We start from the raw sequence: 13558 nt of genomic DNA, 5'->3' as shown, positions 1-13558 counted from the left end.
GCGCCATACGTAACCCCTCATTCGTGTGTCATGCCTCACACCATGACATCCGAGATAGTTGAGAAAGTCAACAGTTGTAATAGCGCGTACTCTTAGTCCATGACCGAGACCGGCAGCAACACCTCACGCAACGGCGCGGCAGGTACCGCGCAACAGGTGGGACCTCAGGCGGGTATCGAGCGGCTCTACGATTCAGAGCTCGCCGGTGAAACCGAGTTTCTCGCCGCCCGGGCTCGATCGGTTGGCTCGCGCCGCGCCAACGAAGGCCTGGCAGCGCTCGACCTTAAAGTGCGCTCCTACTCAGTGCTGTCCCTGGCCTGCAGCGGACTGAATCCGTCCCAGCGGGAACTCGCGGAATTCCTGTCCCTGGATCCAAGCCAGATCGTGGCACTGGTGGATCAGCTGGAGAAGCGGGGCGCCGTGAAGCGGCTGGCTGACCCGCGCGACCGCCGCTCCAACATCATCACTCCGACGCCGGAGGGCAAGCGGCTCTACGCCGAGGCCTCCGCCGTGGTCGCAGCCGCAAGCAACACCTCGCTGGGCGCTCTCTCACCGGCCGAGCGGGATCAGCTGAGATCCCTCCTGCGCCGCGTTGCCTTTGCCGACCAGACCGCCGGCTAGGCACGTCCCGGGCACTGGACTAGCGCAGCGATTCGTTCATGATCCGCGCCAGTGATCGGAACCGCTCATTCGTGGCAAGGTCCTCCACCAGGATCGGGGTTCCGTCCGGACCGGCCAGCGGGATCCGCCAGTTCGGGTACTCCGTGGAGGTGCCGGGCTGATTCTGGCTGCGCCGCTCCCCCACCGCGTCCACCAGCCCGACGCCGATCAGCACTGACGGGGTCCGAGCAATAAACCGGTGCAGTGCCTCAACGGTTTCCGCTTCGGAAGCCTGTTCAGGGGTCAGCAGCCCCTGGCTCCGGACCAGCTCCAGGATGGCAGCCGTGGCAGCCTCATCGAGTTCCCGCTCCTCCTCCACAGGACGGTTCAGCAGACCCAGCGAACCGCGCAGCGTCACGTGCTCCCCGGCGAGGTACCCCGCTGCCGGCGGGAGGTCGTGCGTGCCGATCGTGGTGAGGGCACCGGGACGGTATTCCGCCGGCGGCCGCGGCCCCTGGCCCGTGTGCTCGAACCACAGGATGGCCGTGCCGAGGATTCCGCGTTCGGCCAGGTAGTCCTGCACCCACGGTTCGAAAACCCCCAGGTCTTCGCCGACGACGACGGCGCCCGCCCGCTGGGCTTCCAGGGCCAGGATTCCCACCAGCGCCTCATGGTCGTAGTACACGTAGGCGCCCTTATCGGGCGCTTCACCGCGGGGGATCCACCAGAGACGGAACAGGCCAAGAATGTGGTCCACGCGCACTCCGCCCGCATGCCGAAGGATGGTCCGCAGCATGTCACGGTAGGCACCGTAGCCGGTCTGCGCCAACTGGTCCGGATCCCAGGGCGGCTGGCTCCAGTCCTGGCCGCGCTGGTTGAACATGTCCGGCGGTGCGCCCACCGAAACTTCAGGAACCAGGACATCCCTCAGCGTCCAGGCGTCTGCTCCGCCGGGATGGACCCCGACGGCGAGGTCGTGCACGATTCCGATGCCCATTCCCGCTTGCCGGGCTGCCCGCTGTGCCGTTTCCAGCTGTTCATCACAGATCCATTGCAGCCATTTGTAGAAGTTGATTTCGCCGGCCAGCTCCACAGCCATGCTCCGGGCGAAACCGCTGTCCAGTCCTTCCGACCACTGCGGTGCATCCGCCGGCAGGCTGGCCGCCAGGGCGGACCAAAGGGCGAAACTCTCCAAACCCTCGCCTTCCCCTTCGACGAAGGCCTGGTACTGCTGCTCCCGGGAGGGGCTTCGGGGTACCTCAAAAATGGGCCGCAGGGCCTGGAGCTTCGCCGCGAAAGCAGTGTTCCGGTCCAGCAGCCCGGCGTCCCGGTTTACCGCCTGCTGCCCGGCAGCCAGGTGTTCGACCCGGGCCCGCTCTTCCGCCGGGAGATAACTGTATTCGGGGATGGCTTCCACGCGGATGTACAGGGGGTTGAAGAAGCGGCGGGTTGCGGGCAGATACGGCGAATCCTCCACCGGAGGGGCGGATTCTGCAGCGTGGAGCGGGTTGATGAGCATAAAGTCTGATCCGGCTTCACCGCAGACCGCGGAGAGATCCGCAAGGTCGGTCAGATCACCGATGCCCCAGGACCGCGCCGAGCGCGTGGAATACAGCTGGGCCATCATCCCCCAGGTCCGCGCACGGCCTATCTTGCCAACCGGATCCAGCCGGTCCGGGGTTACCGCGAGCACGGCCTGCGCCCGGACCCCGCCGTCTCCGGCACCGCCGGCCTCGACGTGCAGCAGGTGCCAGCCCAGGGGAAGGTCCGGGGGCAGGACCAGCTGGCTGCGCTGATGCTCCACACCGTCGACGACGGCGGACTCTTCCGGCTGGGGTGCCCATGGCACGTCGATGGTTCCGCCCCGCTCCAGCTCAATCCAGGCGCGGGCGGACATTCCGGCGGGAAAACGCACGGGAACTGAGGCGGAGGGGAAGCCTTCCCGGGCGACGACAGTCGGCGGCAGGACCCGGCGCCAGGGGTCCGTCAGCGCCTGCTCCAGCGATGTTTCCAGTTCAGCGCGGCTGCCGGCCGGGGCGCCCCGTGAAGCGAGGATGATCCGCAGGGTTTCATCGGAGACCTGCTGCGGGCTCCCATCCCATCCGGTGAACGACACCGCTATGTGTTTGGCTGCGGCGAGCCGCTCCAGGAGCTCCCGCTCACTGGCGGTACCGGCGCTGTCCCCTGTCATGGAGTCTCCAAAGTCATGGAAGCCAATCTAGGCCGTTCAGCGGCCGCAGGACAGGGCCGCTGGATTGATCGGGTGCCGGGGGCCTGGCCACCAGCCCGGCCGCCGGGCAGGCTTCAGGGCCGTTTCTCCACCAGCCGCCAGACATCCTGGTAATCGTTGTGATCTGCATACGGGGCGGCCAGGGCGGCGAGGGCGAGGGTGGTCCACTCGAGTTCATCCGCGTAGCTGCGCGGGTCGCTCTCAGTGTCCTGCAGCATTCGGGACAGCGCATTGCGGCGGGCACCGCCAATGATGTCGATCAGCATGAGTTTGGCTTCGCATTCCCGCAAAAGCCGCTCCTCATACCAGCGGTCCGAGAGCGAAATTTCGGACCCGCCCAGAAGCTTGCGGGACTCCGCGGCGTCTTCATGAAAGCGCGTCAGCAGGAAATCCACGATATCCATGCCCAGACTTTACGCTCCCGACCGAGCCGGCGTCAGGGGGATGATACAGCTTTGGGAATATTTTCGCCCAGTTCGCTGGTTGACATAACTAGGCCCCCTCACGATCCAGGAGTAAGAGTTTGCCCTCAGCCAGCACGTCCCCCGTTTCCTCCAATCCGTCCGCCCGCCGCATCCGCAATATCCGTTCAGTTCACCGTGGCGACCACGTTGAAGCCCGCAGCGGCGGTCACGTCTACTATCGGGGAGAAGTGCGGGATACCGCACCAGGGCTGGCGACGCTGTGGCTCCGGGACGAGGAGACCGGCGCCCACACCGCTGTGAGCACCGAGGACTTCTCGATCTGGCGGTCTGAAGCCTAGGTCCGGCCACCAGCCGGGCAACTCACCAGTCGATCAACGCTCCGGCGCTGATGTTGATGGTTGCCGCCGTGACGCTGGCCGCCAGATCCGATGCGGCGAAGACCGCCGCATTGCCAACATCCTCCAGCGTGGCAGCACGCTTCAGCATGGTGGCCGCCTGGATCGCTCCGGCGATTTCCTCGCGGCCGTCCATGTCCGGCGGCAGCGACTCGGGTATCCCACCGCTGCGCAGCGTCACCACCCGGATTCCGTACGGACCAAGTTCCACCGCCAGCTGCCGGCGCATCGCCTCGATTGCTTCGAACGCGGTGATCAGCCCGCCCAGATACTGTCCCGGTTCCTGGGTACCGGATCCGCCGAAGGCCAGGATCACCCCGGATTTCTGTTCCATCATGTGCCGGGCAGCTGCCTGCGCGGTAATGAAAGTGGTCTGCACCGCCGTCGACACCGGACGCAGGTAGTCCTCCAGGTACATGGCGGACATCGGCAGGCCCTGGACATCGCCGTGCTGGATGACGTTCAGGGAGATGTCCAGGCTGCCGGCCGAAGCTGCGACGTGGTCCGCATGCTCGTTGACGGCCTGCTGGTTCAGCGCGTCCAGCAGCGCTGTTTCCGCCAGGCCGCCCGCCGTCCGGATCTGCTCCGCCACAGCCTGCAGCGGTTCAGGATGCCGTCCGGCCAGGAAAACCCTGGCACCTTCCCGGGCGAAGGCCCGGGCAGCGGCCCCGCCAATCGCTCCGCCGCCTCCGTAAATGACTGCGTTCCTGCCGTTCAGCAGCATGCCGGTGCCCTTCTGCCGGAGTATGGGGCACCATCATGGCACCGGCCCGGTCAGAGGGCCAGCGTCCAGGCGACGTCCGGTGCTGCAACGTCCCGGAGGCTGGCCGGATTCCAGCGGGGTGCATCCCGGTCCAGGAGGCGGGCGCGGACTCCTTCGCGGAAGTCCGGACGGGCGATCATCCGCTCCGCCATGACCAGATCCCGGGCCAGCACCCTGTCCAGTGATGGTTCTGCTGCGGCGGCCCGGAGCGAGGACAGGGCAACTGCCAGGGAAAACGGCGCCATCTCCCGGATGCTCCGGGCTGCCTCCGCGGCCTCGGGGGCGGCGTGGGAATCCAGCCGGGCAAGGATCTCCTGAACATCGGGGCCGGCGTAGCATTCGTCGATCCACTCCCGCCGGCGGGCGAGCGGAGCCTGCGGAGGTTCGACGGCGAACGCCTCGGTCACCTCTGTGGGATCACCCGTTTCCAGCGCCGCACACAGCGCAGGAAGTACGGCGGAGGGAACGTAGTAATCAGCGAATCCGCACAGCACGGCGTCAGCGCCGGTCATGGTGCCGGCGGTCAATGCAAGATGGGTGCCCAGCTCGCCCGGTGCGCGGACCAGCAGCAGGGACCCGGCACAGTCGGGGCTGAAGCCAATGCGCACCTCCGGCATGGCCGCCTGCGTCCGCTCGGTGGCGATCCGGATGCCGGCATGGCCTGACACGCCAACTCCGCCTCCCATCACTACCCCGTCCATCAGGGCAATGTAGGGCTTCGGAAAACTGGCCACCCGGGCGTTGAGGGCATACTCAGCGGTCCAGAACTCCATCGCCTCAGCATCCGTCCCCGCGGCGATCGCCCGGATGTCTCCGCCGGCGCACAGCCCGCGGTTCCCGGCACCGAGGAGCAGGACTGAGCCAACGGCGTCGTCCACTGCCCAGTCCTGGAGCACCCGGTCCATGGACCGGACCATATCCAGGGTCATGGCGTTGAGCGCCTGCGGCCGGTTCAGCCGGATCACACCGAGGTTCCCGGCAGTCCAGGCCTGGAGTGCGTCGGTGGCGTGGATGGAACTGCGGGTGAGGGTGCCGGAGGCGGGAGATTCCATGCCGTCAGCATTTCAAGAATCCGGCACAGCGCCAATCCGGCGGCGCAGGCAGGGCGGCACCTTCCGAAATGCCGGCGGGCGGGGCGGGTTCGGAAGCAGCCGGTGGGAACGCAAAGCACCCGGCCGGAGATTTAACGGCAGACCGGCTGCAGACGGTGGGGTCTGCAGCCGGTCCGGTGTGGAGCGGGTGTGGCCAGGGCAGCCGGTTACCAGCGCACCTTGCGTTCGCGTGGGCCCTGCCTGCCGTTGGCGTGGTTCGGTTTGGCGCCCTTGCCCAGGCTCTGCCAGCCCGGAAGGTTCGCTTCGGCCGGCTGTGCGGCGGCCAGGCGCCGCAGCCCGTCTTCGCTCAGGCGGCGGGCGGCAGCCGGAGAGACGTTAATCAGCAGATCCGGCGCGGTTACGTCGGTGACCGGGACAGCCTCGGCGGCTGCCGGCGGCTGGCCTGCCGCAGTGGATGGGTGTTTTTTGGCGGATTTCGTCATGGGAGTGCTCCAGTTTCTACTCTGGGCTGCTGATGCCAGATCACTGCCCTTCCGGGCTGCCCGCGCAGATTCGCGCTCAGGCGTTTCGAGCTTGCAGACGGAAGGACTCGGAGGCCTTGGCCTCAACAAGCGGTTTGATGTGGTCTGCGTAGAGCGGGGCGCCTTCAGCGCGCGCACCGCTACTCGAAAATGAGTGTTCCCATGCCGAGGACCCTAACATCCCGGGTTGCTGTCCGCTAGGCCCCTGCGTGAACCTGGCCCAGTGCTGACCGGACTACTGAGCGAACCTGCTGTTCCCTCCCCGCGTCATCTCAACCCCTGCGGCAACTCAGCGGAAGCCGCCGTCGCTGCTCAGCACCTGGCCAACCATCCAGCGTCCCTCATCGCTGACCAGCCAGGCGATGAGCCGGGCCGGATCCTCAGGTTCCCCGTAGCGCCCGGCGGGAAAGCGGGAAAGTACCTCTTCGAGGATTTCCGGGGACCGGTCGGCGGTCGCGGGATCCAGATAGCCGGTATTGACCGGTCCCGGATTGACGGTGTTGAGGAGGATTCCCCGGCGGGCCAGGCCTGCGGAAACGGACGGAGTGATCCCGGCCAGGGCAGCCTTGGACGTTGCGTAGGCAATCTCGTCCTCCATGACTCCGCCGTCAACCTGTCCGGAGGTCATCCAGATGACCCGGCCGCCGGCCCGCCCGTCATGCTGGGCGGCGAAGGCACGGGTGGCCAGCAGCGTGGACCGCGTATTCACCGCCCAGTGTGCATCCAGTTTTTCTGCGGTCAGGTCCCTCAACGGGCCGTCGCCGCCGCTGCGGGCATGATTACAGATCAGAATGTCCAGATGTCCCAGTGCAGACCCTGCCTGGTCGATCAGTTGTTCGGCCGCACCCGCATCCGCCAGGTTGACGCTCGCATCAGCCAGCCGGGCACCGCCGGCAAGCTGCGCGCGCACTCCCCTGACGACGCCGTCGATCGAATCCGCACCCCAGGGCTGATCCCGGTCATGCGGGACGTAGTGGGCCAGGAAGAGGCTGGCACCCATTTGTGCCAGCCGGGAGGCGATGGCGTAGCCGATCCCCTGTTCTCTGCTGACACCGGTGATCACGGCTGTCCGTCCGGCGAGCGGGAGCTGGGAGATCATCTGTTCCTTCGAAGGGGGCGGGACATGGGTTGCCGCCAGCCTAGCTTCATCCCAGTGGGACGTCCGCCAGGGGGCTTGGTGTCCCAAACCTGTGGGCCGTGATGCTGATGGCCTGTTCGTGCAGGAACGGGAGCAGCTCCACCCGCCCGGCTTCAGTCACCGGCTGGTCGTGGATGGCGACGTCGGGGCGTCCACCGGTGGCAGCCGCGGCATCACTGCGGTCCCCGCCGATCAGCCGGATCTGGGAGGGCAGATTGGTACCGGTTCCGAGCCTGGCGAGCCAGCCGGCGTCGTCCTCGATGCTGAGGACCAGCCCGTGGCCGGCCAGCAGGGCCGTGATCCCTGACGGCAGCGCCGCCGGCAGGGAGACCCGCACCGGAGCGCCGGCCCGCAGGGCGGCGGCCAGCACGCGCAGCAGGACCGCCTGCGGCTGGCTTTCGGCGAGTCGCACTTCCACCGGCACCGGGAGATAGCGGAACAGGTTCCGTTCTGCCAGCAGGCCGGAGACATCCCGGACCTGTCCGAACTCAGCGGCCCATTCCGCGGCGTCGCTGCCTGCCGATCGGGTGAGGTAGGCCAGGTCGCGGGCGGAGAGGCACCCCGAAGCCTCGACTTCAGCCAGCAGTGCCGCAGCGGCGCCGCCCACAGGTGCGGATACGGCGGCGGGTCTGGGAGTCCAGTTACCCAGGCCCAGCAGGTAGTTCGGTCCGCCCGCTTTGGTGCCGGTTCCAACCGACGATTTCTTCCAGCCGCCAAACGGCTGCCGGCGCACGACAGCACCGGTGATCCCGCGGTTGACGTAGAGGTTTCCGGCCTGCACGGCACCGGTCCAGTACGTGATTTCCTCCGGGTCCAGAGAGTGCAGCCCGGCGGTGAGCCCGTAGTCGACCTGGTTCTGCAACCGGACGGCTTCCTCCAGGGTCTGCGCCCGCATCACACCCAGAACAGGGCCGAAGTATTCCGTGAGATGGAATTCGGAGCCCGGCTGGACCCCGGTCCGGATCCCGGGTGTCCAGAGCCTGCCCTCAGCGTCCAGCTTCTGGGGCTGCAGCACCCAGGACTCTCCGTCCCCGAGCTGTGTGAGGCCGCGCAGCAGCTTGCCCGCCGCCGGTTCCACCACGGGGCCCATCTGCGTTTCCGGATCCTCCGGCCGGCCCACCTCCAGTGACCGCACGGCGTCCAGCAGCTGGTTGTGGAAGCGGTGGGATTCCGCCGCCGAGCCCACCAGGATGACCAGGGAGGCCGCTGAGCATTTCTGCCCGGCGTGGCCAAAGGCTGAGGCGGCCACGTCCCGCGCCGCGAGGTCGAAGTCGGCGCTGGGCGTCACGACGATCGCGTTCTTCCCCGAGGTTTCGGCCAGCAGTGGCAGGTCCTGGCGGAAGGAGCGGAAAAGTTCAGCAGTTTCATAACCGCCGGTGAGGATCACGCGGTCCACGGCGGGGTGCGAAACCAGCTGCTGCCCGAGTTCGGCTTCCCCCAGCTGCACGAACTGCAGCGCACCGCGCGGCACACCGGCGTCCCAGAGGGCCGCGGCCAGCACCGCCCCGCACCGGCTGGCCGGCCCGGCGGGTTTGAGCACGACGGCGGATCCGGCTGCCAGTGCGGCGAGCGTCGACCCGGCGGGGATGGCCACCGGAAAATTCCAGGGCGGAGTCACAACGGTCAGCCGGACCGGGTGGAACTCCGCTCCGTCCAGGTGGTCCAGTTCCGCGGCACGGTCGGCGTAGTAACGGGCGAAGTCCACCGCTTCGGAGACCTCCGGATCCCCCTGGTCCAGGGTCTTGCCTGCCTCGGCGGCCATCACCTCCAGCAGCTGTGCCCGGCGCGTTTCCAGGCTGTCGGCAGCACGGCGCAGGATTCCTGCGCGGCCGGCACCGGTTAGGGCAGCCCACCCGGCCTGCGCCAGGACAGCCTCGGCCATCACGTCCTCGAGCTCTTCGCTGGAATCAATCCGGGCAGCTTCGACGTTCAGCAGTCCAAGCTCCGAACCGGGAACCCGTGCCAGAATCTCCCGGCCCCAGCCCCGGTTGGCCGGCAGCGAGGGGTCAGTGTCCTGGGTGTTGGCGAATTCCGTCCCGGCCGGTTCCGGCGGTGCCGTGCGGTCCTGCCGGCGGCGGGGTTCGGGGACGCCGGGGTCCATTGCCTCCAGGGAAGCGGTGAACCGCCGGCGCTCACGTTCAAACAGGGCTTCATTGGTGCTGAGGTCAAAAACGGCGGACATGAAGTTCTCGCTGCTGGCTCCCTCCTCCAGCCGCCGCACCAGATAGGCGATCGCGACGTCGAACTCCTCCGGGTGCACCACGGGGGTATAAAGCAGCAGCTTCCCAACGTCCTGCTTGACCACCTGCGCCTGGGCAGTGGCCATCCCCAGCAGCATTTCGACGTCGACCGCATCCCGGACCCCGCGCCGCCCCGCGAGCAGCCACGCATAGGCGATGTCGAAGAGGTTGTGGCCGGCAACCCCCAGGCGGATGTTCGCGGTCCGGTCCGGCTGCAGGGCATAGTCAAGGACCCGCTTGTAGTTGGTGTCCGTCTCCTGCTTGGTCTCCCACGTGGCCAGCGGCCAGCCGTGGAGCGAGGCCTCCACCTGTTCCATGGGAAGGTTCGCCCCCTTGACCAGCCGCACCTTGATGCCTGCGCCTCCGCTGGCGCGCCGCCCGGCCGCGAAGGACTGCAGCCGCTGCATGGCGGCCAGCGCGTCCGGCAGGTAGGCCTGCAGCACCAGGCCGGCCTCCAGCCGGTGAAACTCCGGCTTCGAGAGGAGCTCCATGAAAACTGCCAGCGTCAGGTCGAGGTCCTTGTACTCCTCCATGTCCAGGTTGATGAACTTGTGCCGGGGCCCCTGAGCGGCAAGCCGGTACAGCGGAGTGAGGGTTTCGACGATGCCCGCCACCGCCTCCTCAAACGCCCAGGGCGCGTGCGGGGCCACCGTGGAGGAGACCTTGACCGAGACATAGTCGACGTCGTCCCGGGCCAGCAGACGGCGGGTGCCTTCGAGCCGGCGGGCAGCCTCCCGCTGCCCCAGGACCGCTTCGCCCAGCAGGTTCATGTTGAGGCTGACCTCGTCCCGGCGGATCCGGCGGATGGCCCGGCCCAGACGGGCGTCGGTCGCGTCAATGATCAGGTGCCCGACCATGCGCCGCAGTACCCGGCGTGCTGCCGGAACCACCACACCGGGCAGGACCGGTCCCACCACTCCCCCGGCCCGGACCGCTGCCCGCACGTACCAGGGCAGGAAGCCGGGGACTTTGGGGGCCAGCTCCGCGAGATTCCGGGCGGCCACGGAGAGGTCTTCGGGCCGGATGACGCCGTCAACAAAACCCACTGTGAATTCGAGCCCGCGGGGGTCCTTCAGGATCCCGGCCAGCTGGGCGGCGGAGGCATCCACGACGATGCTGGATGCCTCCGCCAGCCAGCGCCGGACCAGCTGGACGGACTCCTCGGCCAGTTCCGCCGCTGCGGGCGGCGGACCGTCCCCGGCGGGATCAGACGAGGTGCCGCCGGGGTCTGACGAGGTGAGGTGGGTCATGCCTCCAGTATCGGAGCCTGAGCGCCGTTCGGGAAGGGCTTACGGTCCGGACCTGCGGTTATACCCTCGCGGCGGGCCCTTGGCCTAGGCCTGGGGTGAGGCCGGCGGGTAGGGTGCGTACTGCTGCTGGGTCCCGGCGTCGAAACGTGCGCCTTCGGGCTTGCTGGGCATGAGGCCGAACACCGGATACGCCAGCCAACCCACCAGTGGGACAAACGCGAGCAGGGCGAGCCAGCCACTGAATCCGCCGTCGTGCAGGCGCCGAACAAACAGTGCCAGCGCCGGGAGAAACGCACCCAGAATGTACACCAGAAGCAACAGCGTCGTTACGATGCCGAGCCCGGTGGGGTCTCCGCTGGAATCCACGTTCATTGCGGTGAGAACTGACAGGACCAGCACGACCGCATTCTGGAACAGGAACACCCACCAGTACTCGCTGCGGCTCGCGCGGCCGGAGAACGTGGCGTACTTCTTGAAAAAGCGTTTGACGGCCTCGCCGAAGCTGGCACCGTAGAACGGCTGCGAGAGCGGTACGGGTCCGGACTGTGTGGGTGAGTACGGGTTCTGGGCATACTGCTGAGACATAATTTCCCCCTGAAGAATCCTGAAAACAAAGTGCACTTAGTGATTGAGTGCCGAACGGATACTAACCCAATCCGGACTCTCCGTCGACAAGCAGCAGCGGGCCCTGACGCCGGCCCTGGTTCGCTTCCGGACAGCCGAACCCCGCCGGCCCGTGAGGGCGGCGGGGTTCAGGCGCTCGCGCCGGGACGAAACCGGCCGAAGGCCGGGGCGGAATCCCGGAGACAGGAGTCAGGAGATGAGAGGTCAGCGGGAGCTTCCCGTACCGTCTTCCGGCTTCTTCTCCGTGCCCGCGGAGGTGTTCCGCGGCGCGGCCTCGTCCACTTCGCTATCGATCTTCTCCTTCCGGATATCCCCGGAGACGCTTTCCGAGCCGGTCACCGTTTCCGTTTCCAGCCGGACCCGCTCCACGGGTTCGGTGTGCTTGCTGACCACCGGCTCCTGGCTGTGCAGCGTGACCTCGTATTCATCCTCACGCAGCTCCGGTCCGCTCATCGCAGCCTCCCGGTTCGCATCCGTGACCGGCTCACGCTCAATCCGGACCTCTTCGTGGCTGACCGGCACCTCGGTGGTCACCGTTTCCGTCACGGTGTACTTGCGCAGCCGGGCCTTGCCCGTCTCACGTTCTTCGGTGCCAACATCGAGGCGTTCCTCCGAGCGGGTCATCGCGTCGTCGATGTTCGATCCAGACGCTGCCGACCTGCCGGCGCCTGAGGCAGCGCCGCCGGCCAGGCCGGCCGCGGCGTCCCGGTCCGTGCCCGAGACGGTGTCGGTTTCGGTGACGGTTTCGGATTCGATGAGCGTGTCGGTGCCGGCGTCGGAATCTACCGTCCCCGCAGTGCCGTCGTCATACGTAAAACCGTAATACCGGTAGAGGGTGACCTCCTCCTCAGCACTGATGGAGCCATCGCTCTCAATCTGCGGAGCGTTCTTGACCTCCTCCTTGGAGTAGGGCACCAGCACATCGATGCCCTCCACGGTGGCTTCGCTGAGGGGGACAAAGGTCTCATTGGTTCCGAACAGCCCGGTATTCACCGTGACCCAAGCCGGCTCGTTGGTCTGGTCATCGAGATAGAAGGTCCCTACTGATCCGATTTTGTCGCCGTTCGGTCCCAGGACGTTTCCCGAGGCGGACATGAGTCCTTCGACTTGCTGATTGCTGATCATCGTGTGTGTTCTCCTTCGGCAGCGAATCTCCGCCAGGGGTTCCCAGCGTGTCAGTCACGATCAGTCAGAGCCAGCGGCTGCTCCTGCTGCGTCCGCCCGCAGCGGCAGGATGACCGGTGCACGGTGCCGTTCCGTGGCTCCAGAAGGCCTTTTACGGGCCGGGCCTGTATTACCAAGCCTACTTATTATTCCACTGTCTCCACCCAGGTCCGTCAATAGGAACCGCGGCCTGCGTCGAGACAGGTACCGCGCGGCGCACGGGGATACCCTGCCGGTTCCCCGCCCATTAGGCTGTGGCATTGGACCGGCAGGGACGGTACAGGCAGTGGATGGGAGCGGACGATGACGGACAGGACCTACCCGGCCGGTGTGCCGAGCTGGATCGACACCGAGCAGCCCGACGTCGACGCAGCGGCGGACTTTTACGGCGGATTGTTTGGCTGGACCTTCGAGGACGCCATGCCGCCGGACGCCCCCGGGCGCTATTTGATCGCCAGGCTGGACGAGGCTGACGTCGGCGGGCTGGCCGAAGGGGGGCTGGCCGGCAGCGGACAGCCCGCAGCATGGAACACCTATGTTGCCGTGGACGACGCCGATGCGGCCGCCCGGGCGCTGACGGCTGCCGGTGCCACGGTGCGGTCAGCACCGGCCGATGCGGGGGAAGGCGGCCGCGCGGCGGTGCTGGCCGATCCGGAAGGCGCCGGGTTCCGCATCTGGCAGGCCCGCCGGCGGCCGGGGTCCCAGGTGGCGAATCTTCCGGGGACGTGGAACTTCAGCGATCTCCACACCTCAGACATCGGCGCGGCCAAGGCGTTCTACAGCGAGGTGTTCGGCTGGCAGGTTGAGGATCTCGGGTTCGGGTGGCTGGTCCGCCGGCCCGGTTACGGTGACCACCTTGAGGCGACGGTCGATCCCGGTATCCGGGAGCGGCAGGCATCGGTCTCCACCCCGTCCGGTTTCGAGGACGCGATCGCGTGGTTCGCCCCCACCGCTCCCGGTGAGCAGCCGCATTGGCACGTCTCGTTTGCTGTTGCCGACCGCGATCAGTCGGCAGCTGATGCCGAGCGGCTCGGAGCCAGTGTCCTGGACCGGAGCGATGACCTCTGGACGCGCACGGCACTGATCCGGGACCCGCAGGGCGCGGACTTCACCATCAGCCAGTTCACCCCGCCGTCGGGCTGAACCGGAGCTACCG

The 13558-nt window shown here is 67.4% G+C and carries 12 protein-coding genes; 3 read left to right on the top strand and 9 right to left on the bottom strand.

What is annotated here, in order from left to right; genetic code table 11:
- Nucleotides 1-99: 99 nt before the first annotated feature.
- A complete protein-coding gene (locus AL3_RS19065) occupies nucleotides 100-621 on the top strand; it encodes a MarR family winged helix-turn-helix transcriptional regulator (protein ID WP_066303483.1) in 522 nt (173 codons plus the stop codon).
- A gap of 19 nt (nucleotides 622-640) precedes the next feature.
- Here the strand turns inward: AL3_RS19065 and malQ are convergent, their stop codons facing one another.
- Nucleotides 641-2791, bottom strand: a complete 2151-nt coding sequence (gene malQ, locus AL3_RS17435) for a 4-alpha-glucanotransferase (protein ID WP_066303481.1) — start codon at nucleotides 2789-2791, stop codon at nucleotides 641-643.
- A gap of 113 nt (nucleotides 2792-2904) precedes the next feature.
- Nucleotides 2905-3234: a DUF6221 family protein gene (locus AL3_RS17430; protein WP_066303479.1), complete on the bottom strand. Its 330-nt coding sequence runs from the start codon at nucleotides 3232-3234 to the stop codon at nucleotides 2905-2907.
- Between the two features lie 119 nt (nucleotides 3235-3353).
- Here AL3_RS17430 and AL3_RS17425 point away from each other — a divergent pair, with 119 nt between their 5' ends.
- On the top strand, nucleotides 3354-3593 hold the full coding sequence (locus AL3_RS17425; protein ID WP_066303478.1) for a hypothetical protein: 240 nt from the start codon (nucleotides 3354-3356) through the stop codon (nucleotides 3591-3593).
- A gap of 22 nt (nucleotides 3594-3615) precedes the next feature.
- On the opposite strand, the gene AL3_RS17420 is transcribed toward AL3_RS17425, so the two are convergent.
- The 7 genes from AL3_RS17420 to AL3_RS17390 all read right to left on the bottom strand — a co-directional run bounded on the left by AL3_RS17420 (nucleotide 3616) and on the right by AL3_RS17390 (nucleotide 12363).
- On the bottom strand, nucleotides 3616-4374 hold the full coding sequence (locus AL3_RS17420) for an SDR family NAD(P)-dependent oxidoreductase (protein ID WP_066303476.1): 759 nt from the start codon (nucleotides 4372-4374) through the stop codon (nucleotides 3616-3618).
- A gap of 50 nt (nucleotides 4375-4424) precedes the next feature.
- Nucleotides 4425-5465 (bottom strand): 3-hydroxyisobutyryl-CoA hydrolase, encoded by a 1041-nt coding sequence (locus AL3_RS17415; protein ID WP_083521875.1) that lies wholly within the window; start codon nucleotides 5463-5465, stop codon nucleotides 4425-4427.
- Between the two features lie 206 nt (nucleotides 5466-5671).
- Nucleotides 5672-5947 carry a hypothetical protein gene (locus AL3_RS17410; RefSeq protein ID WP_066303474.1) on the bottom strand — a complete coding sequence of 92 codons (276 nt, stop codon included), beginning with the start codon at nucleotides 5945-5947 and terminating at the stop codon, nucleotides 5672-5674.
- 328 nt (nucleotides 5948-6275) lie between these two features.
- Nucleotides 6276-7085 (bottom strand): SDR family oxidoreductase, encoded by an 810-nt coding sequence (locus AL3_RS17405; RefSeq protein ID WP_066303473.1) that lies wholly within the window; start codon nucleotides 7083-7085, stop codon nucleotides 6276-6278.
- 46 nt (nucleotides 7086-7131) lie between these two features.
- The gene (locus tag AL3_RS17400) at nucleotides 7132-10614 is read right to left on the bottom strand and encodes a bifunctional proline dehydrogenase/L-glutamate gamma-semialdehyde dehydrogenase (protein ID WP_066303471.1); all 3483 of its coding nucleotides are present in this window, start codon (nucleotides 10612-10614) and stop codon (nucleotides 7132-7134) included.
- 84 nt (nucleotides 10615-10698) lie between these two features.
- Complete coding sequence (locus AL3_RS17395) at nucleotides 10699-11199, bottom strand: DUF805 domain-containing protein (RefSeq protein ID WP_066303468.1); 501 nt, start codon at nucleotides 11197-11199, stop codon at nucleotides 10699-10701.
- A gap of 243 nt (nucleotides 11200-11442) precedes the next feature.
- Nucleotides 11443-12363 (bottom strand): YsnF/AvaK domain-containing protein, encoded by a 921-nt coding sequence (locus AL3_RS17390; RefSeq protein ID WP_066303466.1) that lies wholly within the window; start codon nucleotides 12361-12363, stop codon nucleotides 11443-11445.
- Nucleotides 12364-12705: 342 nt separating this feature from the next.
- On the opposite strand from AL3_RS17390, the gene AL3_RS17385 reads away from it, so the two are divergent.
- A complete protein-coding gene (locus tag AL3_RS17385) occupies nucleotides 12706-13545 on the top strand; it encodes a VOC family protein (RefSeq protein WP_066303464.1) in 840 nt (279 codons plus the stop codon).
- Nucleotides 13546-13558: the final 13 nt, after the last annotated feature.

Source organism: Arthrobacter luteolus NBRC 107841, assembly GCF_001552075.1.
Taxonomy (GTDB): domain Bacteria; phylum Actinomycetota; class Actinomycetes; order Actinomycetales; family Micrococcaceae; genus Arthrobacter_B; species Arthrobacter_B luteolus.
This window is presented reverse-complemented; position numbering and strand designations above follow the sequence as displayed.

What these genes read in the sequence shown, in the direction of transcription:
- AL3_RS17390 (WP_066303466.1), bottom strand. Translation starts at nt 12,363, where the DNA reads ATGATCAGCAATCAGCAAGTCGAAGGACTCATGTCCGCCTCGGGAAAC.
- malQ (WP_066303481.1), bottom strand. Translation starts at nt 2,791, where the DNA reads ATGACAGGGGACAGCGCCGGTACCGCCAGTGAGCGGGAGCTCCTGGAG.
- AL3_RS17415 (WP_083521875.1), bottom strand. Translation starts at nt 5,465, where the DNA reads ATGGAATCTCCCGCCTCCGGCACCCTCACCCGCAGTTCCATCCACGCC.
- AL3_RS19065 (WP_066303483.1), top strand. Translation starts at nt 100, where the DNA reads ATGACCGAGACCGGCAGCAACACCTCACGCAACGGCGCGGCAGGTACC.
- AL3_RS17430 (WP_066303479.1), bottom strand. Translation starts at nt 3,234, where the DNA reads ATGGATATCGTGGATTTCCTGCTGACGCGCTTTCATGAAGACGCCGCG.
- AL3_RS17395 (WP_066303468.1), bottom strand. Translation starts at nt 11,199, where the DNA reads ATGTCTCAGCAGTATGCCCAGAACCCGTACTCACCCACACAGTCCGGA.
- AL3_RS17400 (WP_066303471.1), bottom strand. Translation starts at nt 10,614, where the DNA reads ATGACCCACCTCACCTCGTCAGACCCCGGCGGCACCTCGTCTGATCCC.
- AL3_RS17410 (WP_066303474.1), bottom strand. Translation starts at nt 5,947, where the DNA reads ATGACGAAATCCGCCAAAAAACACCCATCCACTGCGGCAGGCCAGCCG.
- AL3_RS17405 (WP_066303473.1), bottom strand. Translation starts at nt 7,085, where the DNA reads ATGATCTCCCAGCTCCCGCTCGCCGGACGGACAGCCGTGATCACCGGT.
- AL3_RS17420 (WP_066303476.1), bottom strand. Translation starts at nt 4,374, where the DNA reads ATGCTGCTGAACGGCAGGAACGCAGTCATTTACGGAGGCGGCGGAGCG.
- AL3_RS17385 (WP_066303464.1), top strand. Translation starts at nt 12,706, where the DNA reads ATGACGGACAGGACCTACCCGGCCGGTGTGCCGAGCTGGATCGACACC.